The organism is Pantoea sp. Lij88, assembly GCF_030062155.1.
Taxonomy (GTDB): Bacteria; Pseudomonadota; Gammaproteobacteria; order Enterobacterales; family Enterobacteriaceae; genus Pantoea.
Window position 1 is genome coordinate 1,079,929 of record NZ_CP118269.1, and the last position, 25,343, is coordinate 1,105,271.

General features: G+C 57.7%; 23 protein-coding genes. 16 read left to right on the forward strand and 7 right to left on the reverse strand.

The genetic code is table 11. The features are described from left to right. Positions 1-3: 3 nt before the first annotated feature. A complete protein-coding gene (ppk1, locus tag PU624_RS08925; protein WP_283547330.1) occupies positions 4-2,064 on the reverse strand; it encodes a polyphosphate kinase 1 in 2,061 nt (686 codons plus the stop codon). A 150-nt stretch (positions 2,065-2,214) separates the two neighbouring features. Here ppk1 and PU624_RS08930 point away from each other — a divergent pair, with 150 nt between their 5' ends. The 3 genes from PU624_RS08930 to pstB are packed head-to-tail and all read left to right on the forward strand — an operon-like array spanning position 2,215 to position 6,713. Next, positions 2,215-4,302, forward strand: a complete 2,088-nt coding sequence (locus PU624_RS08930; RefSeq protein WP_283547331.1) for an ABC transporter permease subunit — start codon at positions 2,215-2,217, stop codon at positions 4,300-4,302. Then, positions 4,299-5,933 (forward strand): phosphate ABC transporter permease PstA, encoded by a 1,635-nt coding sequence (pstA, locus tag PU624_RS08935; protein WP_283547332.1) that lies wholly within the window; start codon positions 4,299-4,301, stop codon positions 5,931-5,933. The genes PU624_RS08930 and pstA overlap by 4 nt, the downstream gene beginning before the upstream one ends. A gap of 12 nt (positions 5,934-5,945) precedes the next feature. Further along, entirely contained in the window at positions 5,946-6,713 is a 768-nt protein-coding gene (gene pstB / locus PU624_RS08940; RefSeq protein WP_502921578.1) for a phosphate ABC transporter ATP-binding protein PstB, read from the forward strand. A gap of 287 nt (positions 6,714-7,000) precedes the next feature. Here pstB and purN read toward each other — a convergent pair whose 3' ends face one another. Both purN and purM read right to left on the reverse strand, forming a co-directional pair. After that, positions 7,001-7,639 (reverse strand): phosphoribosylglycinamide formyltransferase, encoded by a 639-nt coding sequence (gene purN, locus PU624_RS08945; RefSeq protein WP_283547334.1) that lies wholly within the window; start codon positions 7,637-7,639, stop codon positions 7,001-7,003. Next, positions 7,636-8,676 carry a phosphoribosylformylglycinamidine cyclo-ligase gene (gene purM / locus PU624_RS08950; RefSeq protein WP_033783865.1) on the reverse strand — a complete coding sequence of 347 codons (1,041 nt, stop codon included), beginning with the start codon at positions 8,674-8,676 and terminating at the stop codon, positions 7,636-7,638. The genes purN and purM overlap by 4 nt, the downstream gene beginning before the upstream one ends. A gap of 229 nt (positions 8,677-8,905) precedes the next feature. Between purM and upp the strand changes: the two genes are divergently transcribed. The 3 genes from upp to hda all read left to right on the forward strand — a co-directional run bounded on the left by upp (position 8,906) and on the right by hda (position 11,772). Next, positions 8,906-9,532, forward strand: a complete 627-nt coding sequence (gene upp / locus PU624_RS08955; protein ID WP_009088774.1) for a uracil phosphoribosyltransferase — start codon at positions 8,906-8,908, stop codon at positions 9,530-9,532. 146 nt (positions 9,533-9,678) lie between these two features. Then, complete coding sequence (uraA, locus tag PU624_RS08960) at positions 9,679-10,962, forward strand: uracil permease (RefSeq protein WP_179897003.1); 1,284 nt, start codon at positions 9,679-9,681, stop codon at positions 10,960-10,962. Positions 10,963-11,070: 108 nt separating this feature from the next. Continuing rightward, on the forward strand, positions 11,071-11,772 hold the full coding sequence (gene hda, locus PU624_RS08965; RefSeq protein WP_195719715.1) for a DnaA inactivator Hda: 702 nt from the start codon (positions 11,071-11,073) through the stop codon (positions 11,770-11,772). On the opposite strand, the gene arsC is transcribed toward hda, so the two are convergent. Continuing rightward, complete coding sequence (arsC, locus tag PU624_RS08970; protein ID WP_283547335.1) at positions 11,769-12,110, reverse strand: arsenate reductase (glutaredoxin); 342 nt, start codon at positions 12,108-12,110, stop codon at positions 11,769-11,771. The two genes, hda and arsC, sit on opposite strands and share 4 nt — an antisense overlap. A 51-nt stretch (positions 12,111-12,161) precedes the next feature. Next, positions 12,162-13,625: a beta-barrel assembly-enhancing protease gene (gene bepA / locus PU624_RS08975; protein WP_283547336.1), complete on the reverse strand. Its 1,464-nt coding sequence runs from the start codon at positions 13,623-13,625 to the stop codon at positions 12,162-12,164. 754 nt (positions 13,626-14,379) lie between these two features. On the opposite strand from bepA, the gene PU624_RS08980 reads away from it, so the two are divergent. The 9 genes from PU624_RS08980 to PU624_RS09020 all read left to right on the forward strand — a co-directional run bounded on the left by PU624_RS08980 (position 14,380) and on the right by PU624_RS09020 (position 23,016). Continuing rightward, positions 14,380-14,985, forward strand: coding sequence for a DsrE family protein (locus PU624_RS08980; protein ID WP_283547337.1), 606 nt, complete (start codon positions 14,380-14,382; stop codon positions 14,983-14,985). Between the two features lie 31 nt (positions 14,986-15,016). Beyond that, positions 15,017-15,625: a DsrE family protein gene (locus PU624_RS08985; protein ID WP_033733500.1), complete on the forward strand. Its 609-nt coding sequence runs from the start codon at positions 15,017-15,019 to the stop codon at positions 15,623-15,625. Between the two features lie 125 nt (positions 15,626-15,750). Further along, complete coding sequence (locus tag PU624_RS08990) at positions 15,751-16,773, forward strand: LacI family DNA-binding transcriptional regulator (protein WP_283547338.1); 1,023 nt, start codon at positions 15,751-15,753, stop codon at positions 16,771-16,773. Then, entirely contained in the window at positions 16,757-17,779 is a 1,023-nt protein-coding gene (locus PU624_RS08995; RefSeq protein ID WP_283547339.1) for an ABC transporter substrate-binding protein, read from the forward strand. Before PU624_RS08990 ends, PU624_RS08995 begins: the two co-directional genes overlap by 17 nt. After that, entirely contained in the window at positions 17,779-18,657 is an 879-nt protein-coding gene (locus tag PU624_RS09000) for an ABC transporter permease (protein ID WP_283547340.1), read from the forward strand. The genes PU624_RS08995 and PU624_RS09000 overlap by 1 nt, the downstream gene beginning before the upstream one ends. Beyond that, positions 18,654-19,469 carry an ABC transporter permease gene (locus PU624_RS09005; RefSeq protein ID WP_266307848.1) on the forward strand — a complete coding sequence of 272 codons (816 nt, stop codon included), beginning with the start codon at positions 18,654-18,656 and terminating at the stop codon, positions 19,467-19,469. The genes PU624_RS09000 and PU624_RS09005 overlap by 4 nt, the downstream gene beginning before the upstream one ends. Continuing rightward, positions 19,466-20,449: an ABC transporter ATP-binding protein gene (locus tag PU624_RS09010; RefSeq protein ID WP_283547341.1), complete on the forward strand. Its 984-nt coding sequence runs from the start codon at positions 19,466-19,468 to the stop codon at positions 20,447-20,449. Before PU624_RS09005 ends, PU624_RS09010 begins: the two co-directional genes overlap by 4 nt. Before the next feature lie 10 nt (positions 20,450-20,459). Then, positions 20,460-21,290, forward strand: a complete 831-nt coding sequence (locus PU624_RS09015) for a phosphodiesterase (protein ID WP_283547342.1) — start codon at positions 20,460-20,462, stop codon at positions 21,288-21,290. 160 nt (positions 21,291-21,450) lie between these two features. Next, positions 21,451-23,016 (forward strand): sensor domain-containing diguanylate cyclase, encoded by a 1,566-nt coding sequence (locus PU624_RS09020; protein ID WP_283547343.1) that lies wholly within the window; start codon positions 21,451-21,453, stop codon positions 23,014-23,016. Positions 23,017-23,113: 97 nt separating this feature from the next. Here PU624_RS09020 and bcp read toward each other — a convergent pair whose 3' ends face one another. Then, positions 23,114-23,581, reverse strand: a complete 468-nt coding sequence (gene bcp / locus PU624_RS09025; protein ID WP_090958780.1) for a thioredoxin-dependent thiol peroxidase — start codon at positions 23,579-23,581, stop codon at positions 23,114-23,116. 151 nt (positions 23,582-23,732) lie between these two features. Further along, complete coding sequence (locus PU624_RS09030) at positions 23,733-24,314, reverse strand: glycine cleavage system transcriptional repressor (RefSeq protein WP_283547344.1); 582 nt, start codon at positions 24,312-24,314, stop codon at positions 23,733-23,735. Positions 24,315-24,457: 143 nt separating this feature from the next. Between PU624_RS09030 and dapA the strand changes: the two genes are divergently transcribed. Continuing rightward, on the forward strand, positions 24,458-25,336 hold the full coding sequence (gene dapA, locus PU624_RS09035; protein WP_010260008.1) for a 4-hydroxy-tetrahydrodipicolinate synthase: 879 nt from the start codon (positions 24,458-24,460) through the stop codon (positions 25,334-25,336). The last annotated feature ends 7 nt before the right edge of the window (positions 25,337-25,343 follow it).

Here is a 25,343-nt window from a genome sequence, read left to right on the forward strand (position 1 = left end):
GATTTATTCAGGTTGTTCCAGGTTCTTGATGTAATCATAAATGGCCAGCTGCGAGCGCACTTTACGGCGATTGCCACGCTGGACGTAATGGTTACTCAACTCTTTATCGACGATGCGGGCTTTCACCGTATCACTCAACTGAATAGCAATAATGTCGAGTATGCGCTGCCGGATGTGGGGATCGAGGATCGCCACTGCCACTTCGATGCGGTAATCGATATTACGTGTCATCCAGTCAGCGGAGGAGAGGAACACCTTTTTATCGCCGCCATTCTCAAAAATATAGACGCGATCGTGTTCCAGATAACGGTCAACAATACTGATGACACGAATATTTTCACTGATCCCAGGCAAATCAGGGATCAATGAACACATTCCGCGCACCAGAAGATTAACCTTCACCCCTACGCTGGAGGCTGTATAAAGCCGATCAACCAGACCTTTGTCCACCAGATTGTTGATTTTCAGAGTAATGCCGCAGGGCTTATTCTGCTGGGCGTTGGCGATTTCGGTATCGATCAGTTCATACAGCATCCGGCGCGAGTTCTGCGGCGACACCATCAGGTGATCGAACGTCACAGGCCGGTAAGGATTCTCAATAAAGTTGAACACCCGGCGCACTTCATTGGTGATGCGCGCATCCGCGGTCAGCAGTGAGTAGTCGGTATAGAGGCGCGCGGTTTTCTCGTTAAAGTTGCCGGTACCGATATGCGCATAACGGACAATCTCTTCGCCTTCGCGGCGTGAAATCAGGAACAGCTTGGCGTGGATTTTCAGGCCCGGCGCAGAGAAAATCACATGCACGCCCGCTTCGGTCAGGCGTTTCGCCCAGTAGATGTTGGCTTCTTCATCAAAGCGCGCCTGCAACTCCACCACCACCGTGACTTTTTTACCGTTATAGGCGGCATGGATCATCGCATCCATGATGCGGGAGTGTTTCGCAACGCGGTAAATGTTGATTTTGATCGCCAGCACGCTCGGGTCAAACGACGCCTGACGCAGCAACTCCAGCACATGCTCAAAGGTGTGGTACGGATAGTAGAGCAGCACATCGCGATCGCGAATCGCATCGAAGCCGTTGCGGAAGCCATCAAACCCAATGTGGCGAATCTGCGGCAGCGGGCGGTTCACAAGGTTATTTTTGCCGACGTTCGGGAAGCCGATAAAGTCTTTGAAGTTGTGGTAGCGGCCGCCTGGCAGGATGGAGTCCAGGTTAGAGATAGAAAGCTTGTGGCACAGCAGCGACACCATCGTGTCGGGCATATCGCGCTGATAGACAAAACGCACCGGTTCCGCCGTCAGTCGCTGCTTCAGGCTGGAGGACATCAGCTCCAGCAGGCTCGATTCCATCTCCGTGACCAGGTCGTACTCGGCGTCACGCGTCATTTTCATTGAATAGGCGTTGAGCGCGTCGTAGTCGTAGAAGCCTTTAAAAATGTCATCCAGGCAGTAACGTAAAATGTTGTCCAGCAGGATCATCGGCTTACGGCGGCGCGGCGGCTCTGCCGGTAAATTGATGAAACGCGGTACTTTGTCGGATGGGATCTCCAGCAGCGCATACTGAATATTGTCACCGCGAATAATCTCAACCGCCAGATAGGTGTAGTCATCTTTAAGGAATTCGGTCAGATCCGTTTCCTGGGTGATCAGGATCGGCGAGATATGCTGGCGCAGTTCATGTTTGAAATAGTGGCGCAGCCACGCCTGCTGATTGGCTGAGAGCTGACGTTCATTGATCAGGAAGATCTGATTGCGTGCCATCTCCAGCAGCAGATCGTTATAAAGCGCATCAAACTCCAGATCGGACTTCATCACCCGCTGCTGAATTTTCTTAAACAGATGGCGTGGCGTACTGGCAGAACCCTGCTCTTCACCAATCAGAATGCGGCGTTTGAGGTCGGCGAAACGCACTTTATAGAATTCGTCGAGGTTGTTGGAGTAGATCCCCAGAAAGCGCATCCGCTCAATCAGTGGATTGCTTTTGTCTGCTGCTTCCTGCAAAACCCGTTCATTAAAGGATAACCAGCTTAATTCTTTTTCAATATAAAGCTTTACCTGACCCATTCTCACTCCATTTAGCGGTTGCAGGACTGAAGATCCAGTATCCACCAACATTATGGCGAGAGTATGGCAGCGTTGTCCAACGCCAGGAGTTGTCTTATCAATCGGCTACGGGCAACATAGCGGCTTATTTCAGGCTGCCACCGGAACCGCATGAGCGCAAACCACATTCCTGTCCAATTCAGCGATCGCAAGCGTCGTGCCGTTGACCGTCTGACGCGGCGGCTGGTCACCTGTTGTGGCGTGGCGATCCTGCTGTTGATGCTGCTGCTGTTCTGCTGGCTGATTGGCGTGGTGTTACCGCTGTTTAATGCGCCAGGCCTGCAAGTGGCGGCCAGTCAGCAACTCTGGGATCGTGCGCCAGCCTTAGCGATTGGTAATCAGGGCAATGTTGGCTGGCGTATCAGCGCGCGCGGTGCGGCCCGTTTTATTCCGCTGGATGGTCAGCCTGCAGAACCGGCGCTGGCCCTGACCCCTGCACCCGATGACGCCGTGCAGAGTGCCGATGGGCAGACGCTGCTGCTGAATATGCAGGGCGCGCTGACGCTGATGCAGCCCACAACCGACCATCAGTGGCGTTTCCCGCTGGGCGACAAACCTTTTCATCTGCCCGATGGCGCGGTGACGAAGATGGCGCTGGCGACGCGCCATGCAGGTCAGTGGCGCATTGCCGCACTCACCGAGGCGGGACTTCGGGTGCTGACGCTGGGCACCGATCGCCAGGCCTCGATTATTCCGCTGCCACAACGTCAGCTGGATTTGCTGGCGCTCTCGCCATCCGGCGATCTGCTCTATACCACCGAAGGCACTCTGCTGCGGGTCTGGCAACTTGATGATGACCGGGCAGTGTTGCGCGAAACCCACACTCTGCCGGCGCGTCCGACCAGTCTGCATCTGCTGGTGGGTGGCCGAAGCCTGCTGATTCAGGATCACAGCGGCGTCACGCAGTGGTTCGCGATTGCCAGCGATCAGGGGCCACGCCTGCAGCGTATCCGGACCTTTGCCGACAGCGATGGCGAGACGATTCTGGTGACGGAATCACGACGGCGTGTGTTTGCGACGCTCAGTAAACAGGGGATGCTGCGCCTGTTCGCCAGCAAGCAGAATGGCCCGATACTGCAGCGTCAGCTGGAGCCTGGCATTGTGCAGGCGCAGTTTTCTCCCCGTGGCGACAGCCTGCTGATTGAGCGGCCGGGAAGCTGGCAGACGCTGCGACTCGACAATCCGTGGCCGGACGTCACCTGGCGCAATTTCTGGCAAAAAATCTGGTATGAAAACTACCCCGGCCCCGACTGGGTCTGGCAATCGACCGCGGCCGGTGACAGCTATCAGGCTAAGTTCAGCCTGATGCCGATGGTGATGGGGACGCTGAAAGCGGCCAGTCTTGCGCTACTGTTTGCTACGCCGCTGGCGCTGGCTGCGGCAATGTACACCGCGTGGTTTATGGCACCAGGCCTGCGACGCTGGGTTAAACCGGCAATCGAGATGATGGGCGCGCTGCCGAGCGTCGTGGTGGGGCTGATTGCCGGGATCTGGCTCGCGCCGCATATTGGTCAGGCACTGGTGGGCGTGCTGCTGCTGCCGCTGACGCTGGCGGGTTCGCTGCTGCTGTGCGGCGTGTTCAGCGCACGTTTGCCGCCGCGCTGGCGTCAGCCCGGCCGTGAGGTGCTGCTTCTGCTGCCGCTGTTGCTGCTGGTCACGTTGCTGACGCTGTGGCTGCCCACGTTGGTGATACCGGATGCGGGCGACTGGCTGCCGCATTACGAGCAGCGCAATCTGCTGGTGGCGGCGCTGGCGATGGGCTTTGCGCTGGTGCCGTTGATTTTCACCCTCTCTGAAGATGCGCTGTTCAGCGTGCCCGCGGCGCTGGGGCAGGGCTCGCTGGCACTGGGCGCGACGCCATGGCAGACCCTGACCCGCGTCGTGCTGCCTGGTGCGTCCGCCGGTATTTTTGCCGCCCTGATGATTGGTCTGGGACGGGCCGTAGGAGAAACCATGATTTTGCTGATGGCGACCGGCAACACACCGCAAAGTGAAGGTGGCCTGTTCAGCGGGCTGCGCGCGCTCTCCGCCAATATTGCCATTGAGATGCCGGAAGCGGCAGCGGGCAGTGCCCACTATCGCGTGCTGTTTCTCAGCGCCCTGATGCTGCTGCTGTTTACGCTGGTGATTAACACGGTTGCCGAGCTGATCCGTCAGCGACTGCGTCAGCGCTACAGCCAGCACGAGGAGCAGGCATGAAGGCGATGCGACAGAATGACCGCTGGCGCTGGTTAACCGCCGGTGCCGTCGCCGTCTGCCTGCTGGCCTTTACGCTGCTGATCGGGCTGCTGGCCTGGCAGGGCGTGCGCGCTTTCTGGCCGCAGCGCGTGGACCTTTATACGTTCAGTCAGCCTGAAGGTGGCGAAACACGCCTGCTGGGCGAAACCCTGGAACATCAGCGACGCTTTCCGGCTCCGGCCGATGAGCAGGGTAACAGCGGCGGCCTGGTGAACCGTTATCTGATCAAAACCGGTAACCGTGACTGGGACGCACCCGATTTCCGCGTCGTCTACAGCCGCGCGGCTGCGAATGTCAGCCAGCCAGCGGATGTCATGGTGCTGCAACGCCGCAGCCACGGTGAGGCCTATGGCTGGTTTGTCGGCCTGCGTGAAGATAATGAAGAGTTAACTGCGCAGGATCCCGATGCGCTGCTGCATCAGCGGCTCGCACAGGTGCAGATGCTGGTGCGGCAGGCTAATCAGATTCGCCGCGTTGATATGGCGCGCATCAATAGCCAGCGTGAGCAGCTGGATGAGCAGGCGGCCACCAACCGTGCTGCCGGGCGCTTTGATCTGCAGGCAGAATCGGAATATCAGGCCAATCAGGCCGCGTTGCAGCGCCGCTTTAATCAGCTGAGTGAGACCCTGGCTTCTCTGCAACTGCAGAGTCAGCGTGACATGTTAATTCTGCGGGATGTGCAGGGCACCGAACATGCGCTCCCGCTGACCGAAATTGTCGACAGCTGGAAGCCGAACGCGATGACGCTGACCGGCAAAACCGGGCATTTTCTGCATCAGCTGTGGCGGTTTGTCAGTGACTCACCTGCCGAGGGCGAAAGTGAATCCGGGGCGTTTCCGGCGATCTTTGGCACCGTGCTGATGGTGCTGCTGATGTCGGTCGTGGTGATGCCGCTGGGCGTCATCGCCGCCATCTGGCTGCACGAATATGCCGGACGCAATGCGCTGACCAGACTGGTACGCATCGCGGTGGTCAATCTGGCGGGCGTCCCCTCAATTGTTTATGGCGTGTTTGGTCTGGGCTTCTTTGTCTGGCTGGTGGGCGGCACCATTGATCAGCTCTTCTTCGCCAGCGCGCTGCCCAATCCCACTTTTGGCACGCCGGGCTTGCTGTGGGCGTCACTGACCCTGGCGTTACTCACGCTGCCGGTGGTGATTGTGGCGACCGAAGAGGGCTTATCGCGCATCCCCAACAGCCTGCGGCAGGGCTCGCTGGCGCTGGGGGCGACCCAGGCAGAAACGCTGTGGAACGTGGTGCTGCCGATGGCGGTGCCGGCCATGCTGACCGGCCTGATTCTGGCAGTGGCGCGTGCCGCCGGTGAAACCGCGCCCCTGATGCTGGTTGGCGTAGTAAAAATGGTGCCGGAACTGCCGGTCGATGCGGTGTTTCCTTATCTGCATCTGGATCGCAAGTTTATGCATCTGGGCTTCCAGATTTACGATCTGGCGTTTCAGAGTCCGAATATTGAAGCTGACCGGCCGCTGGTGTTCGCCACCGCGCTGCTGCTGGTGCTGATTATTCTGTCGCTTAATATGCTGGCGATGGGCCTGCGTCACCGTCTGCGTGAACGCTATCGCCTTATGACTCAATAACAGGCTATGACTATGACGTCCGACACGGATATCGCGCTGACCGTTAACCATCTGTCGCTGTGGTATGGCGAGCGCCAGGCGCTGCAGGATATTTCTTTGCAGGTGCCAAAAAACAGGATTACCGCGCTGATTGGCCCGTCGGGCTGTGGCAAATCGACGCTGCTGCGCTGCTTTAATCGCATGAATGACGTGATTGATCACTGTCGGGTAGAGGGGGATGTGCTGCTGGGGTCGCAGCCGATCCTGCGGCCGGAGCAGGATCTCTCCGCGCTGCGCCGTCGGGTCGGCATGGTGTTCCAGCGGCCCAATCCGTTTCCAAAATCGATCTATGAAAATGTGGTTTACGGGCTGCGTTTGCAGGGTGTACGCGATCGGCGTGTGCTTAACGAAGCCTGTGAACGTGCGCTGCGTGCAGCCGCGCTGTGGAGTGAGGTCAAAGATCAGCTGTCACAGAATGCGCTGACGCTCTCAACCGGACAGCAGCAGCGGCTGGTGATTGCCCGCGCGATTGCGATTGAGCCGGAAGTGCTGCTGCTGGATGAGCCGACCTCCGCGCTGGACCCCATCTCCACGCTGGTGATTGAAGAGTTAATGACCACGCTGAAGCAGCACTTCACGCTGGTGCTGGTGACGCACAACATGCAGCAGGCCTCGCGCGTGTCAGATTACACCGCGTTTATGCATCAGGGCGCGTTAGTGGAGTTTGATGAGACCGACCGGATTTTCACCGCGCCGAAGCAGCGACGGACTGAAGATTACATTACGGGGCGTTACGGCTGAGCCAGCAACGGGAGCAAAACAGGTTTTTGTGTCAGACGGCTCATATGCTTAAAGCGATGGGAGCCTATGCCCGTAGTAAAGCATCGCGGGCCATGGACAAAAACGCCGGGAGCGTTTTTGAACAACGCAACGCGTTGGCCCGGCAACGGGCGCACTTCAGGGATGAGGTGCGTAATCGCCCGCGCTGAGCTGCCATGGATGGCATTTTTTGCGTCTTTACGGAGGGCATAGGCTCCCTGAGCCTTTACTCTGCCAGTACTTCATAAGAAGCCCTGGCTTCCGGTGCGTCAATCGTTAGCATAGCCCTGCGGCGGCAGCGGTTCGCCATCCAGCCAGGCTTTGCCGTCACGCATCGCCAGACGACCCTCGACAAACCAGCCGATCACCAGCGGATAGATCGCGTGCTCCTGATGCTGCACCCGCTCGGTAATCTCCGCTTCACTGTCGCCAGGAAAGACCGGAACTTTGGCCTGCAGGATCACCGGACCGCCATCCAGTTCGTCCGTCACGAAATGCACGGACGTGCCATGTTCGCTGTCGCCATTTTCCAGCGCCTGACGATGGGTATGCAGACCCGGATATTTCGGTAACAGGGAAGGGTGGATATTCAGCAGGCGATCGTGAAAATGCGCCACGAAAGCGCTGCTGAGAATGCGCATATAACCGGCCAGCACAATCAGATCCGGACGGTAGGCTTCGATTTCAGCAATGAGCTGACGATCAAAGGCTTCGCGGTCAGCGAAGTCGCTGGCGGTAAGCGCGTGGGCGGGAATCCCCGCCTCCTGCGCCCGCGTCAGGCCATAAGCGGCGGCACGGTTGCTGAACACGGCAACGACGCTGCCGTGAATCCGCCCGCTTTCACAGGCGTCAAGGATGGACTGAAGGTTACTTCCGTTGCCGGAAATCAGTACAACCAGCTTCTTCATCCGTTGATGACCACACGCTCTTCGGCATCAGACGCTTTAATCACGCCGAGCTTCCAGGCTTTCTCGCCTGCGGCCTGCATCAGCGCAATTGCTTTGTCCGCATCAGCCGGGCTGAGGGCAATGATCATGCCGACGCCACAGTTAAAGGTACGGTACATCTCGAAACGGCTGACGTTGCCCGCCTGCTGTAACCAGCTGAAGACCGCCGGCCACTGCCAGCTCTTCTCGTCGATGACGGCCTGGGTATTGTCAGGCAGCACGCGCGGAATATTCTCCCAGAAGCCGCCGCCGGTCAGGTGTGCGATAGCGTGCACATCGACCTGCTCAATCAGGCTCAGGATATTTTTCACGTAGATGCGGGTCGGTTCCAGCAGATGATCGGCCAGCGGTTTGCCTTCCAGCTGTTCCGCCAGCGGATCGGTGTTGCTGACTTCCAGAATCTTGCGCACCAGCGAATAGCCGTTGGAGTGCGGGCCGCTTGAGCCGAGGGCGATCAGTACGTCGCCATCCTGCACCTTGCTGCCATCAATAATTTCTGACTTTTCCACCACGCCGACACAGAAACCGGCCACGTCGTAATCTTCGCCATGATACATGCCTGGCATCTCAGCGGTTTCACCGCCTACCAGCGCACAACCCGACTGCAGACAACCTTCGGCGATGCCGGTGATCACCGCAGAGGCGGTATCCACATCCAGTTTGCCGGTGGCGTAGTAGTCGAGGAAGAAGAGCGGCTCAGCGCCCTGAACCACCAGGTCGTTAACGCACATCGCGACCAGGTCAACGCCAATGGCATCGTGACGTTTGAGATCCATCGCCAGACGCAGCTTGGTGCCAACGCCATCGGTGCCGGAGACCAGCACAGGTTCACGGTATTTTTGCGGCAGCGCGCAAAGCGCACCAAAACCGCCCAGTCCACCCATCACTTCCGGGCGACGCGTCTTTTTCACTACGCCTTTAATACGGTCAACCAGAGCGTTACCAGCATCAATATCCACACCGGCGTCTTTGTAACTGAGAGAGGTTTTGTCGGTCACTGCGAGGTCCCCACGCGAATTGCGGTTGGTGGTTTAAAATAAAGCGCGGCAATTCTATCAGTGCAGGCAAACGTTTGCGAGTCCGGGATTGCGCATCAGGCGATTTTCATTAATCCTCTCTTTGTCCTGGTAAATCCCGCGGCTTTGCGCAAGAGCAGGTGGCGCAGAGCGCAAAAGGCGGTATAATCCCGCGATTTTTTTTAGCTCAACTCATTCCGGGAGAACACCAATGAAGATCGTGGAAGTCAGACACCCGCTGGTCAAACATAAACTGGGCCTGATGCGTGAGCATGATATCAGTACAAAGCGTTTTCGCGAGCTGGCCTCTGAAGTGGGCAGCCTGCTGACCTACGAAGCGACCGCCGATCTGGAAACAGAGCGCGTCACCATTGAGGGCTGGAACGGCCCGGTAGAGATCGATCAGATCAAAGGCAAAAAAATCACGGTGGTCCCGATCCTGCGTGCCGGCCTGGGCATGATGGAAGGGGTGCTGGAGCACGTTCCCAGCGCACGTATCAGCGTGGTCGGTGTTTACCGTGATGAAGAGACTCTGGAGCCGGTTCCCTATTTCCAGAAGCTGGTCTCTAACATCGAAGAGCGCCTGGCGCTGGTGGTCGACCCGATGCTGGCGACCGGTGGCTCCATGATTGCCACTATCGACCTGCTGAAGAAAGCGGGCTGCACCAGCATCAAAGTGCTGGTTCTGGTTGCCGCACCAGAAGGGATTGCCGCGCTGGAGAAAGCGCACCCTGACGTCGAGCTTTACACTGCGTCAGTGGATCAGGGACTGAACGAAAAGGGTTACATCATTCCCGGGCTCGGCGATGCCGGGGACAAGATTTTCGGAACCAAATAAATCGCACAGCCGACCAGAGAGTCGGCTTTTTTTTGGCAAAAAAAACGCCCCGAAAGGATTCGGTCTGCCGCAAGGCGCACCGGCTTCACTGCTGCTGTGCCAGAGGCGCGAATCTCCGGGGATAAAAAAACATAAGGGGATAAATGATGACTCGTCGCGCCATTGGCGTCAGTGAACGACCGCCGTTACTGCAAACCATTCCACTCAGCCTGCAACACCTGTTCGCCATGTTTGGTGCCACGGTACTGGTTCCGATTCTGTTCCACATCAACCCGGCGACGGTGCTGTTATTCAACGGCGTCGGCACACTGATTTATCTCTTTATCTGTAAAGGCAAAATTCCCGCCTACCTCGGTTCAAGCTTTGCCTTTATCTCGCCGGTGCTGCTGTTGCTGCCGCTGGGTTATGAGGTGGCGCTGGGCGGATTTATCCTGTGCGGCGTGCTGTTCTGTATCGTGGCGCTGATTGTGAAACGCGCCGGCACCGGCTGGCTCGACGTGATGTTTCCGCCTGCGGCGATGGGCGCGATTGTCGCCGTCATCGGTCTGGAACTGGCGGGTGTGGCGGCGAATATGGCCGGCCTGCTGCCCGCAGAAGGCAGCGCGCCCGACAGTAAAACCGTGCTGATTTCGCTGGTCACGCTGGGCGTCACGGTCTTCGGTTCCGTGCTGTTCCGTGGCTTCCTGGCGATCATCCCGATTCTGGTGGGCGTAGTAGCGGGGTATCTGCTCTCTGCGTTTATGGGCATCGTTGACTGGAGCGGCGTGGTCAAAGCCCCGTGGTTTGCGCTACCCACCTTCTATACGCCGCGCTTTGAGTGGGTGGCGATGCTGACGATTCTGCCTGCGGCGCTGGTGGTCATCGCCGAGCATATCGGTCATCTGGTGGTCACTGCCAACATCGTGAAAAAAGATCTGATTCGCGACCCTGGCCTGCATCGTTCGATGTTCGCCAACGGCTTGTCGACCGTGATCTCCGGCTTCTTTGGCTCCACGCCGAATACGACCTACGGTGAAAACATCGGTGTGATGGCGATTACCCGCGTCTACAGTACCTGGGTGATTGGTGGCGCGGCGATTCTGGCGATCCTGCTCTCCTGCGTCGGCAAACTGGCGGCGGTGATCCAGGCGATCCCGGTTCCGGTCATGGGCGGCGTGTCGCTGCTGCTGTATGGCGTGATTGGCGCATCCGGTATCCGCGTGTTGATCGAATCCAAAGTGGATTACAACAAAGCGCAGAACCTGATCCTCACCTCGGTGATCCTGATCATTGGCGTCAGCGGTGCGAAGGTGCATATCGGCGCGGCAGAGCTGAAAGGCATGGCGCTGGCGACGATCGTGGGTGTCGGCCTTGCGCTGATCTTCCGGGTGATCTCGTGGCTACGTCCGGAAGAAGTAGTGCTGGAGGCTGAGGAACCGCGCGAGCATTGATCGCAGTGAGCCTGACAGGATCCGGGGCAGGGACGCCCCATTCATCTCTTTCTGAAAACTGTGTTAGACTTCCCCCGATTTTTTGCTTGTTCTCTTGCTGAGGTGCTTCTGAACACGCCGGCACAATTGTCATTGCCACTCTATTTACCTGACGATGAAACCTTCTCCAGCTTCTGGCCGGGGGAAAACCCGTCGCTGATTGCCGCCCTGAAAGGCGCTCTCAATCAACAACATGGCAGCTATCTCTACTTCTGGTCACGCGAAGGCGGTGGGCGGAGCCATCTGCTGCACGCCGCGTGCGCCGAAATGTCAGCGCGCAGCGAAGCGGTCGGTTACGTTCCGCTGGATAAACGCACCTGGTTTGTACCGGAAGTGCTGGAAGGGATGGAGCAGCTGTCGCTGGTCTGCATCGATAACATCGAATGCATTGCAGGCGAGCCGGAGTGGGAAATGGCGATCTTCGATCTCTATAACCGTATTCTGGAAACCGGCAATACGCGCCTGTTTATTACCGGCGATCGTCCGCCACGCCAGCTGAATCTGCAGCTGCCCGATCTCGCTTCACGGCTGGACTGGGGACAGATCTATCGACTGCAGCCGCTCTCTGATGAAGACAAACTGCAGGCGCTGCAACTGCGTGCCGGATTACGCGGATTTGAGCTGCCGGAAGATGTGGGTCGCTTCCTGCTGAAGCGACTGGATCGTGAAATGCGCACGCTGTTTGATACGCTGGATCGGCTTGATCGCGCCTCGATCAGCGCGCAGCGTAAACTCACCATTCCCTTTGTTAAAGAGACGCTCGGCCTTTAAAGAATGTCGAGCACCGCTTCCGGCGGACGTCCGATCCGCGCCCTGTCGCCATTGATCACAATCGGTCTTTCAATCAGCACCGGATTTTCAACCAGCGCATCCAGCAGCGCACTTTCGCCTTTGTCGCCGAGCGCCAGCTCGCTGTAGATTGCCTCTTTCGTCCGCATTAACTCTCGTGCGCTCTGCATCCCCAGTTTCTGTAACAGGATTTGCACTGTTTCGCGATCGGGCGGCGTCTGCAGATAGAGCACCACTTCCGGCTCAATGCCGCGGGCGTTCAGCAGCGCCAGCGTTTCGCGGCTCTTGCTGCAGCGCGGGTTGTGATAAATCGTCACCATCTCAGACTCTCCTTTTATTCTCTCTTCACGCCGCGCTGGCAGCGTGAGGGCTTAGCCTTTCTGATACTGCTTAAAGCGCTGTTGTAACTGGCGCAGCTGATCGATACGGGCATCGTAGCGCGCCTGCTTCAGGCTGCCGAGCGGCACCTGTGCGCTGGCGCTGCTCAGAGTTGTGATCGCCTGATCAAGCTGGCCATTCAGCGCCAGACTCTCTGCCCGCGCCGATAACTCTTCATCATGCAGTCCCTGCTGCGCAGAGGCCTGAGCCAGGAGATCCCAGCCGTTGGGATCGTCTTTATTGTCCCAGGTATAGCGGTTCAGAATACGGCTGGCACTGGCATACTGTTTCGCTTCCACATAGGCATTCGCCAGGTTGAGCTGCACCACCGGGCTGTTTCTGGCACCGGTGGCGGCGGTGAGCAGGGCGATGGCCTGTTGTGGCTGATTCAGGCCGATGTCGATGTCCGACATGATGTCCAGGAACCAGACATTACTGGGCTGCTTTGCCAGCAGCGGCGTGATGATTCGCTTCGCATCGGCATAACTCTTCGCCTGCAAAAACTGTATGGCTTTGCCATATTGTGACGCCAGCTGCTCACGGGAATTGCCGCTGGCATACTGACTCAGCAGTTCATCGGTAAGCTGATTACGCCCGGTGGAGTACATACCCAGCGATCGGACTTTGGCGAAATAGAAGTCCTGAGTGGATTGCACCACCACCGGCCGCATCTGGTTGGCGCGGTTGCGGGCATCCGCCAGACGGCTGTCGGGCAGGGGATGCGTCAGCAGGATTTCAGGCGGTTTCGAGAAGAAGCGGCTCTGATCGGCCAGCTTCTGCAGAAAGTTTGGCATCGCCTGAGGGTCGAACCCTGAGCGCTGCAGCACCTGAATCCCGATGCGGTCGGCTTCCTGCTCATTGCCCTGGGTAAAGCTGATAATCCCCTGCTGCGTACCGGCCAGGGTGCCAGTCAGTGCGGCCATGCCGGCCTGCGGACTCGCCATCGCCAGCAGAATAGAGCCGAGCGCACCGACCCAGGTCAGCGGCGCATTGCGCTTCTGATCTTCCATGGCGCGCGCCAGATGGCGCTGGGTGACGTGTGAGATTTCATGCGCCATGACGGAGGCCAGCTGGCTTTCATTATCCGTAAAGCGGAACAGCGCCGAGTGCAGCACCACGTTGCCACCAAAAAAGGCAAAAGCGTTAAGCTCATCGTTCTGGATCAGATAGAAGTGGAAGGGTGTTTTCACCGAGTCGGCGTGCGACACCAGCCGCTGTCCCAGCTGATTAATGTACTGATTGAGCAGCGGATCGTTGATCAGCGGCGCACTGGCGCGCAGCTGGCGCACATAGAAGTCGCCCATCTGCAGTTCCTGATTAATCGACAGCGTCGAACCGGCCGTGGTGCCAATATCGGGAAGTGAATCACTGACATCAGCCCTGGCAGGTGTCAGCGTGGTGAAAATGAGCGTCGGAAGGAGCGCGGCGATCAGCGTTTTCTTTAACCGGTTCAACATGCCTTAATCCTGTAGAGAGGCCCTGAAAATGGACAGGTGCGCAGCGGGAATGTTCCATTTTTCGCAGATAACGACGGTTCGTGACTATCTTAACCAGAGCACCAAAAGAAAGAAATGTCGTTTTCTGCCAGACGCCCGGCGCGATTTGTGCAAGATTGCCGATTATGAAGAAAAAAATTGAACATCCTGCCAGCTTAAACGGCGGTTAAACGACTGAAGGCTGGCGCGTTGTCGCCGGGGTCGCAGGCACTTAAGTTGCCGCTTAGCTCTCTATTGCGGTAGTGCTCCAGCGGTTTAAAGCAGAATATGCTGTCTGACACCCGACGCAGTTCACGTTATTTTTATAAAGTTATGTAAATTCACTCAAAAAAACTGAATATGGCATGACTTTTTCCAGGTCTACTCTGAAAAAACTCCGCGCGCTAAGCCGTGAAACGTCTCTCCGTCATCGATAATGTAAATCGTCCCTGCTGCTTTACGCTTCCTGATTCCAGATTAGCCTGGCTGCTATTTATTCCGGTTACGTTCATACCCAAAGCCAGCAGGCGAAATAGCCAGGTCCATTCCCGGTAAGACTCTTTTTACCGCATGATGAAAATTTTCGATTAATTCCTGACATGAATAATTTCAGCGGTTATCAGCCGTGCGTTGACCCGGATTTACAGAAGCGAGAATTATACCGGCCCTGTGGTATAGATAGCCGACCTGATTCAGTCCTGAATCTGCCAGACATTATTTGCCGGAGAGAAGTGTTATGCGTTCAGTTGTTTCATACGCGTTAATCGCCATTATTGGCGGCGTCGTTGGCGCGGCTGTCACACAGAGTGGCGATATTTACGACAAAGTGACACGTCATTTTGCCACCGAGCCACAGGAAGCCCCAGGATTCTGGAGTACACCGGCGATTGAAGGGTACGGAAAAATTCATTACGAGCCTGATGCCGCGTTTAAACCGGTCGCGGGCCTGAGCAACAAAATTGTTTTCCAGATCACCCGAAGCGATGGCGCGATGACCGCACCGAATCTGGGACTGGAGCGTGTGGCACGCGTGGTGAATTTATATATCGCCTCTGGCGTTCCGGCCGACCAGCTGAAGTTTGTGGTGTCAGTCACCGGTGACGCGACCCCAGCCATGCTGGATAACGCCCATTTTAAAAAGTTTTATGGCATCGAAAATCCAAACCTGAAGCTGATTAATGAGCTGAATCAGGCGGGAGTGAAAGTCTCGGTCTGCGATCAGTCTGTGGCATTCCATCACTATCCAAATAACTGGATTGATAAATCCGTTATCCATGCGCTTTCAAGTCCGACCACCGTATCCACCCTGCAAAATCAGGGCTACGCGTGGCTGGCAATGTAATTGATGTTTTAAACGACCGGGAGAAGAATTAATGCGTCCAGCAGCTTTAGTAGTGATGGCAGCCGTAGCCGGCTTTATCGGGGGCAATGTTTTACAGTTGCCGGAATTATTCGATAAGGTCAGCGGCAAAATGGCAGATAATAAATCCGAGCCTGCTGATTTCTGGAGTACACCAGCAATCGAAGGCTACGGCAAAATACATTATGTCGATACGCCTGCATTTAAACCCGGCACGACAGCGGGTCTGAGTAATAAAATTGTTTTCCAGATTAACCACAATGACGGCGATATTCGTAAGCCGAATCTGGGTCTGGAGCGCGTAGCGCGTGTCACCAACCTCTATTATGCGGCGGGTGTGCCACTCGACCAGCTGAAATTTGTGGTGTCAATTAACGGCGACGCCGTTTCATCCGCCCTGAATAATGACCAGTTCAGCAAAGCCTACGGCGTCGATAACCCGAACCTGAAGCTGATCAGCGAGCTGAAAAAAGCGGGCGTTCAGGTCACTATCTGCGATCAGTCTGTGGCGTTTCATCAGCTCGATCGCAACTGGATCGACCCGATGGTTACCCACACCATCTCCAGCGGCACCACCGTTGCCACCCTGGAAAACAGCGGTTACGCCTTCCTGATGCTTTAATTCCCCCACAGCGGCGTCACTGCCGCTGTCACCTGCCCGTCAAATTGCTGTGATACGCCTGTCATATAACGTCGCTAGTTTACGTCGCAATGAGATCGATCTCATTCACGATAAACGAGGCTGTCATGACCGATTTAATCAGCGTAGCCAGACTGGCAGGGGTCTCCCGCGCAACCGCTGCGCGCGCCTTTTCTGATCCTCACCTGCTGAAACCTGGCACGCTGCAGAAGGTGCTTGCCGCCTCTGAACAGATGGGCTTTCGCCCGAATCATATTGCCCGTCAGCTTCGCACCCAACACTCCACGACGCTTGGCGTTCTGCTGCCTTCACTGCTTAATCCGGTTTTTGCCCTGCAGCTGCAGGCGATGGAGCAGCAGGCCCGGCAGGCAGGCTATGCGCTGCTGGTCGCGACCAGCGATTATCAGCCTGAGCGGGAAGCGGCCATCGTCGAACATATGCTGCTTCAGCGTGTCGCCGGTCTGGTTCTGACGGTAGCAGACGCCGACAGCAGTGCGCTGCTGCCGACGCTGGCAGCGGCGAAGATGCCTTTTGTGCTGACCCACAACGTGCCGCAAGAGCATGAATGGCCCGCGCTGTGCGTGGACAATCGCAAAGCGATGGCGGAAGCGACCGCCCATCTCATCGCTCTCGGCCACCGCCACATTGTTATGGCCGCTGGCCCGATGCAGCAATCTGACCGTGCGCGTCTGCGCTATCTCGGCTACTGCCAGGCCATGCAACAGGCGGGTCTCCAGCCGCAGGCGATGATTGAGATGCCCAGCCATATCCACTCCGATTTCAGACCGCTGCTGCCGCTGATGAATGCCCCTTCGCCGCTGACGGCGGTGATTTGCAGTAACGATCTGCTGGCTATCAGCCTGCTGGGTGCCGCTGCGCGCGCTGGGATCAGCGTGCCGCATCAGCTCTCCGTGATCGGTTTCGACGGCATCGAACTGGGCGAACAGCTTTCACCGTCACTGGCGAGCGTGGTGCAGCCGATTGCGCTGATGGGCACGCGCGCCATTGATCTGCTTCTGAATCCGGGCGGCAAAACCCATTTGCTGGCCCATCACTTACGGCTCGGGGAGAGTATCGCCCCGGCATTTCATGGTTCTATTTCAGGGAAACATCATGTCACTCACCGTTAATCTCAAACAGATCGCCAGCGCTGCACTGCTGGCCGGATGCACGCTCACCAGTTCGTGGGCGCAGGCGGCGGAAAATGCGATCTGCTACAACTGTCCGCCAGAGTGGGCCGACTGGGCCACGCAGCTCCAGGCGATCGAAAAAGCCACCGGCATTCATGTGCCGCAGGACAATAAAAATTCCGGACAGGCGCTGGCGCAGCTGGTCGCCGAAAAAAACAATCCGGTCGCCGACGTGGTCTATTACGGCGTCAGCTTCGGCATTCAGGCCGTCAGCGCCGACGTGGTCAGCGCTTACAAACCGGCTAACTGGGATCAGATCCCGGCAGGCATGAAGGATCCAGCGGGCAAGTGGGTGGCACTGCACTCCGGCACCACGGGCTTTATGGTCAATGTGGATGCACTGGGTGGCGCACCGGTGCCGCGATCCTGGGATGATCTGCTGAAGCCGGAATATAAAGGCATGGTGGGCTATCTCGATCCGGCCAGCGCCTTTGTGGGCTATGTCGCGGCGGTCGCGGTGAATCAGGCCAAAGGCGGCAGCCTGCATGACTTCACCCCGGCGATTAACTGGTTCAAAGCGCTGCAACGTAACCAGCCGATTGTGCCTAAGCAGACCGCCTATGCGCGGCTGATTTCCGGCGAGATCCCGATTCTGATCGACTACGACTTCAACGCCTATCGTGCCCGCTACAAAGATCACGCCAACGTCGAGTTTGTGATCCCGAGCGAGGGAACGGTCACGGTGCCGTACGTCATCAGCCTGGTGAAGAACGCGCCGCATCCGGCCAACGGTAAGAAAGTGATTGATTTCGTGCTGTCAGATGCCGGTCAGGCGATCTGGGCCAATGCCTGGCTGCGTCCGGTCCGGGCTGGCGCGATGTCAGCCGAAGCGAAAAAATATTTCCTGCCTGACAGCGATTATGCACGCGCCCACACGGTCGATTATCAGCAGATGGCCGATGCGCAGAAGGGCTTCTCCGCGCGTTATCTGAGTGAGATTCGCTGATGTCGATCTCAGCCATCACTCCCTCTGCCGCTGGCGGGCCGGTTCGCCACCGGCTCCGGCCGCTGGGGGCAAACTGGCCGTGGATGCTGCTGCCTGCGCTGCTCTTCTTCGCGGCCTTCTGGCTGCTGCCATTTGCCCGCCTGTTGCAGATGGGGATGACAGAGGATCGCACCACGCACCACAGCGGCTACTGGACGGTGATCAGCCAGCCACAGTATCTGCAAAGCCTGCTGAATACCGTGCTGCTCTCGGCGGCGGTGACGCTGGTGACGCTGCTGATTGCTGCGGTAGTGGGCTGCTTTCTGGCGCGGAAGCGCTTTCCCGGACGAGGCACGCTGCTGGCGCTGCTGACCTTTCCGCTGGCCTTTCCGGGTGTGGTGGTGGGATTTCTGATGGTGATGCTGGCGGGGCGTCAGGGGGTGCTGGCACAACTCAGCCTCAGCCTGTTTCATGAGCGCTGGGTCTTCGCCTATTCACTCAGCGGCTTATTTATTGGCTATCTCTACTTTTCGCTGCCGCGGGCTATCGTGACGCTGGTGGCGGCCAGTGAGAAGCTCGATCGATCGCTGGAAGAGGCGGCCCGTTCACTGGGGGCCAGCCAGTGGCGCATCATCATGGACGTCATCATACCGGGGCTGAAACCGGCGCTGCTCTCCTGCGGCGCGCTCTGTTTCGCCACCAGCATGGGCGCGTTTGGCACCGCCTTTACGCTTGGCACCGAACTCGCCGTGTTGCCGCTGACCATTTACGGCGAGTTCACCAATTACGCCAACTTTGCCACCGCGGCGGCACTCTCGGTGGTGATGGGGGCGGTGGCCTGGCTGGCGCTGATGCTGGCTAACGGGCTTGCTGCACGCCGGAAGGAGCGATCATCATGAAGCGCCGGGGTCTGTTCTGGCTGCAGGTGGCGATCACCAGCCTCACTGCACTGTTTATGATCGTGCCGGTTGTGCTCTCAATGCTGGCGGGCGTGACGCAGAACTACTTCGCGGGCCTGCGCAGCGGGCTGACGCTGAAGTGGGTGGAGCAGGTGTGGCAGATGTATGCCGACACCTTCTGGCTGTCGCTGCTGATCGCCCTGAGTTGTCTGGCGGTCACGGTCATCGCTGGTGTGCCCGCCGCCTGGGGCTTACTGAAGTCACCGTCACGCTGGGCCTCACGCATTGAAGAGTGCCTGATGCTGCCGGTGGCGTTGCCGGGCCTCGCCACCGCGCTGGGTATCATTCTGCTTTATGGTCAGTTCAGCGCGTTGCGCGACAGCTGGCTCTTCATCCTGATCGGTCATGTGCTCTTTACGCTGCCGTTTATGATCCGGCCGGTGCTGTCGGTGATGCAGGCGATAGATCTGCCGCGTCTTGAAGAGGCCGCCGCCAGCCTGGGCGCGGGCTTCTGGCGTCGCTTCTTTACGGTGGTCGTCCCGAACTGCCGCAACGGTATTCTGGCAGGCGCATTTATGGTCATCACCCTGTCGGTGGGGGAATTCAACATTACCTGGATGCTGCACACGCCACTGACCAAAACCCTGCCGGTCGGGCTGGCCGACAGCTACACCTCGATGCGGCTGGAAGTCGGATCCGCCTACACCCTGATTTTTATCATGATGATTTTACCGCTGCTGCTGTTGCTCAACGCCTGTAATCACTGGCTGGAACGGCAAACGTCGCGGCAGCAGAAAGAGGAAACCGTATGAAAGAGGCCGTCAATGTGACGCTGCGCCAATGCTCGCGTCGCTTCAATCAGCAGGTCGCGCTGCATCCGCTCGATCTGCGGGTTCACGCCGGAGAAACGCTGGTGCTGCTGGGACCGTCGGGCTGCGGCAAAACCACGCTGCTGCGCATCATCAGCGGTCTGGAAAGCAGTGATGCGCCAGGTGAGATCTGGTTTGATCAGCGGAACGTCACCGCGCTGCCGATTGAGAAACGTAATGTCGGCATGGTGTTCCAGAACTACGCCTTGTTCCCGACGCTCAACGTGGCGCAGAACGTCGCCTATGGCCTGAAGGTGCAGGGCGTGCCGCGTGCCGAGCGTGAGGCGCGGGTCGCAGAGATGCTGGCGCTGGTGGATCTGACCCATCTGGCACATCGCGCGATTGATAAGTTGTCCGGCGGGCAGAAGCAGCGGGTGGCGCTGGCTCGTGCGCTGGCCGCCCGGCCTAAAGTGCTGCTGTTTGATGAGCCGCTGGCGGCGCTTGATGCCAGACTACGCGATCGACTGCGACTGGAGATCGGCGCGCTGCTCAAGCGGCTGGCGATCACCGCCGTTTACGTCACGCACGATCAACAGGAGGCGATGGCGCTGGGCGATCGCATCGCGGTGATGGAGCAGGGCCGTCTGGTGCAGCTCGATACGCCGCAGGGCATCTATCAGCGGCCGGCTTCGCGTTTTGTGGCTGATTTTGTCGGCGCTATTAACTGCATCGCGCACGATCCCACGGGTCAGCCCCTGCGTTTTTGCCGCCCGGAAGATGTGCTGCTCGCCGACGACACGCGCTATCCGCAGCGCGGCGTGGTGGTCGGCAGCACGTTTCTCGGCGCCTCACAGCGCTTACTGATCGATATCGGGCTGGATAGCCCCATTCAGGTCGAGCGTCATGCGCGCGAAATCTGGCAGGCGGGGCAGCGCATCAGCTGGTCGCTGACCAGTCAGGCCGCGCTGGAATTCAGTTGCTAAGGAGTCTGTTGTGTCAGTTCAACCCACAGTGATCGCCCAAATCAGCGATCTGCATATCAAGGCCAATGGCCGCCTCTCGTACAAACAGGTCGATACCCATGCGGCGTTGCTGCAGGTAATCGACACGCTTAACACGCTGCAGCCACGACCCGATGCGGTGGTGATTACCGGCGACCTGGTCGATTTTGGCAGGCCGGAAGAGTATCAGACGCTGCGCGAAGCCCTGCAGCACCTGGAGCTGCCGTTTTATCTGATGGCTGGCAATCACGACGACCGCGAGGCGCTGCGTGCGGCCTTCCCGGATCACGCCTATCTGCAGTCGGGACCGACCCTGAACTGGCCGCTGAGCGTGGGCGGCGTCAGGCTGCTGGCGCTGGACTCCAGCGTGCCGCAACAGCCGTGGGGCGAGCTGGACGAGCACCAGCTGCAATGGCTGGATCAGGCACTGAGCGCGGCTGCCGAAGTGCCCACGCTGGTGATGCTGCATCATCCTCCTTTTGCCTGTGGCATTGCGCATATGGATCGGCAACGGCTGCGTCAGCCGGAGGCCCTTGAGGCGATCGTTGCCCGCCATCCGCAGGTCGAGCGGGTGTTGTGTGGTCATCTGCATCGCAGCCTGCAGACCCGCTTTGCCGGAACCCTGGCCTGCGTCGCACCGGGCGTGTCACATCAGGTGGCGCTGGATCTGGATCCCGAGGGACCGGCTCACTTTATTCTGGAACCGCCCGGCTTTCTGCTGCACTGCTGGCAACCGGGGCAGGGAATGGTCACGCATCAGTGTGCGATTGGTCATTTTTCTGGCCCCTGGCCCTTTTACGACAGCCAGGGATTAATCGATTAGTGCCAGCCAAATCTGTATTAAACGGGGTGAAATTTGTCTTAATGCTGCTCAAAAATGCTGACACAGTGTAGACTTAAGCCCGGATATCAGGGCCTCTGGCACACATAAAAATATAATCAGGCATTTACGACATGACATTCATCTCCGGGGCGGCGACGCCATGCTAAAGCTCTTTCGGCCCAAGGCCGATTTGCGCAATCTGATCGCCCTGCTGGTGATTGTCAGCATTGTTATCACGCTCGCGAATACGCTCTATGCCACCTGGCGGGTTCAGCGCCAGGTGCTGATCGATTCCACACTGGAGGCGAACCGGGCCTATGCCGCCAAGCTCGCCTCAACCAGTGAAATTTTCTTCCAGCTGGCGCAGTCGCAACTGCACTACAGCGCGAATCAGCTCAGCCGTGACTTTGGTAATGCGGGGCTGCTGGAAAGCGAAGTTAATCGCCTGCGCGAGCAGACCACCAGTTTCAACTCAGTCGCAATAGTGGATGCGCAGGGCGTGATCAAAGCGATCTCGCCTGAATCCCTGACGCTGAAAGGGATGCACCTCACCAGCGACGCCTCGCGGGAGGCGCTGACGCTACGACAGCCCATCATCAGTAAACCCACGCTTTCTGCCGCCAATAATCTGCTGGTGTTTGTCTCCTGGCCAGTCTGGAACCCCGAGGGGGATTACCTGGGCTACATCGGCGGCACGATCTATCTGAAGAAAAAAAGCATTCTGAATGCGCTGCTGGGTGAGCAGTTCTACCGGGATGGCACCACGATCTATGTGCTCGACAGCAATAATGAGGTGCTATATCACCAGAATCGTCAGCTGATTGGCAAAACGCTGCCTGCCATCGTCAGTCCGCGTGATGACCAGACCAATGGCTCGCTGATGATGGCCGGTCCGGGTAACACGACACAGCTGGCAGGCTTTGCGGTGGTGCCGACCACCGGCTGGACGGTAGTGGCGCTGAAGCCGATTAAAATCACGCTGGATCCGCTGTCGGGTCTGTTAATGAAGGTCCTGAAAAACTCGGTGCCGTTCGCGCTGCTGACCCTGCTGGTTGCTGTGGTACTGGCGCGGCTGATTGCCCGGCCACTCTTCCAGCTGGCCCGTAAAGCCAGCCGGATGGATGCGCAGGGCGTTTCAAAAGAGATCGGTGGCATCACCGCCTGGTATTTTGAGGCGGCGCAGGTTAAGCGCGCGCTGCTCACCGGGATTGGTCTGGTGCAGGACAAAATCGGCCGCCTTAGCTCGGAGGCGCAGACCGATCCGCTGACCCAGTTACTGAATCGCCGCGGGCTTAATGCCGTGCTGGAGTACTACCGCACGGTGCGCCAGCCTTTCTCGGTGCTGGCACTGGATATCGATCACTTCAAAAACGTTAACGACAGCTGGGGCCACGACGTGGGCGACCGGGTGATTCAGCAGGTGGCGAGCACGCTGCGTGCCAGCGCCCGTCAGTCTGACGTCGTCTGTCGCAATGGCGGAGAGGAATTTCTGATGCTGTTGCCGGGAACGCCACTGGATGAGGCGCAGATTATTGCGGAGCGCGTGCGGCTTGGCATTGCCGAAGCCTGGCTCACCGACGTGGGGCGAATCACCCTCTCTATCGGCGTCGCGGCCTGGAACGGGTCACAGGATGCCGGACTGGAAAGCAGCTTAAAACAGGCAGATGCGGCGCTTTATGAGGCGAAAAATGCCGGACGTAACTGCGTTATCGTGGCTGCACCTTAATCGCATAAACCTGGAAGGTTTTGCAACGGCAGGGTGAAACGGGCGGGGAAGGGAAAGTAAGCAGGGCGCGGCGATCGGGCTACCGCGCCCTTCAACATCAGGCTGACTTAATGTAATCCAGCACCATGTCGTGGTGATTCGAGGTCTTAAAGTTATCAAACACTTTTTCGATCTTGCCCTCAGCATCCACCAGGAAGCTGATGCGATGAATGCCGTCATAGGTTTTCCCCATAAACGTTTTTTCACCCCAGACGCCAAACGCCTGGCAGACTTCATGATTTTCATCTGACAGCAGCGTAAAGTTCAGCAGCTCTTTTTCGACAAACTTTGACAGCTTTTCCGGTTTGTCGGTGCTGATACCCAGCACTTCCACACCCGCTTTCTTCAACTCATCCATGTTGTCACGCAGACCGCACGCCTGCACGGTGCAGCCTGGTGTCATCGCCTTCGGGTAGAAGTACACCAGAACGCGCTGTCCCTGGAAGTCGGTCAGATTCACGTGTTCGCCGTCCTGGTCTGGCAGGCTAAATGCGGGTGCAGTATCTCCGGCTTTCAGTGGATTCATCACATCTCTCCATTTTCTTATTCAGGCTGTGGGTAATACACCATCCGGCCAGAAACGGCCAGAGGCAGGATTACCATCAGGGGGTATTTCACCACATAGCCGCGCACTCGCCAGTTATGTGGAGAAATAACTCCGGTTTATGGACCAAAGCTTAGCGTACTGCGCTGACAGATTCGCTGCTGTCGGCATCTGACACACTGTAGAGACGCAGCGTCCCCTGGGCATTCAGCTCCTGACACAGCGTATTAAACGCCTGCTCAAACGTGGTGCCACTGGTTCGCGTCGGACTGTGGGCCGTCATTTGAATATAGAGCGTTGGCGGCAAATCGTGTTGCGCAGGTGTGATGCGCGACACCAGTTCGGCCACATTCATCTGATGCTTATCAATCAGATCGGTGAAGCGCTCAATAATATGGGGCGAATCGGCGACTTCAACCTGAATGAACGCCGTGTCCGGCATGGGCGGACGGAGCCGGGCGTTGGTGCGCTTCATCACGATCAGCAGTTCCAGCTCTGCGCCTTTCAGCGGCAGGGTGGATTCAATCAGTGTAATCGCGTTCCAGCTGCCCGACAGCAGCATGATAAAGGTGAACTCATCCCCGAGCATGGCAAGACGGCTATCTTCAATATTGCAACCGCAGCTGCTGACGTGTCGGGTAATGGTGTTGACGATACCCGGACGGTCAACACCGAGCGCGGTGATCACCAGATGATGGGGCTGAGATTGCGGCAAAATGGCTTTTCCTCTGCTTTCGCTAATAACCATAAGGTAAACATAAAAAAAACTGCTGACAAGCGCGGGAATGGCGTGGCTTGCTTGCTTTTCCCTAAGTGTAAAACGTACCATGAAGCACTTGTTTGTCGAGGGGATCGCCAATGTTTACGGGAAGTATTGTTGCACTCGTTACGCCAATGGATGACAGCGGTAATGTCTGCCGGTCGAGTCTGAAAAAACTGATTGATTATCACGTCGCCAGCGGCACCGCGGCGATCGTTTCCGTCGGCACCACAGGCGAATCTGCAACCCTGAGCCATGAAGAACATGGTGATGTGGTGATGCTGACCCTGGAACTGGCCGATGGCCGTATTCCGGTGATTGCCGGAACCGGTGCAAATGCCACCGCTGAAGGCATCTCTCTGACGAAGCGTTTTGAAAATTCCGGCGTGGTCGGTTGCCTGACCGTGACGCCTTATTACAATCGTCCGACGCAGGAAGGGCTGTTCCAGCACTTTAAAGCGATTGCGAATAGCACCAGCCTGCCACAGATGCTGTATAACGTTCCCTCGCGTACCGGTTGTGACATGCTGCCGGAAACCGTTGCCCGCCTGGCCGAAATCAAAAATATTATCGGAATCAAAGAGGCAACCGGGAACTTATCGCGGGTTAGTCAGATCCAAGAGCTGGTTAATGAAGATTTCATTCTGGTGAGTGGCGATGACGCGACTGCGCTGGACTTTATGCAACTGGGCGGTAAAGGCGTCATTTCGGTGACCGCAAACGTCGCTGCGCGCGAAATGGTCGAACTGTGTCAACTTGCACAGCAGGGCAATTTCGTCGAGGCACGCCGCCTGAATCAGCGTCTGATGCACCTGCACCAGACGCTTTTCTGTGAACCCAATCCTATCCCGGTGAAATGGGCTGCGAAACAGCTAGGATTAATCGCTAACGACACGCTGCGTCTGCCAATGACGCCACTGACTGCAGCCGGCCAGCCGAAAGTGGAGCAGGCGCTGGTGAAAGCGGGTTTGCGATAATTTAGGG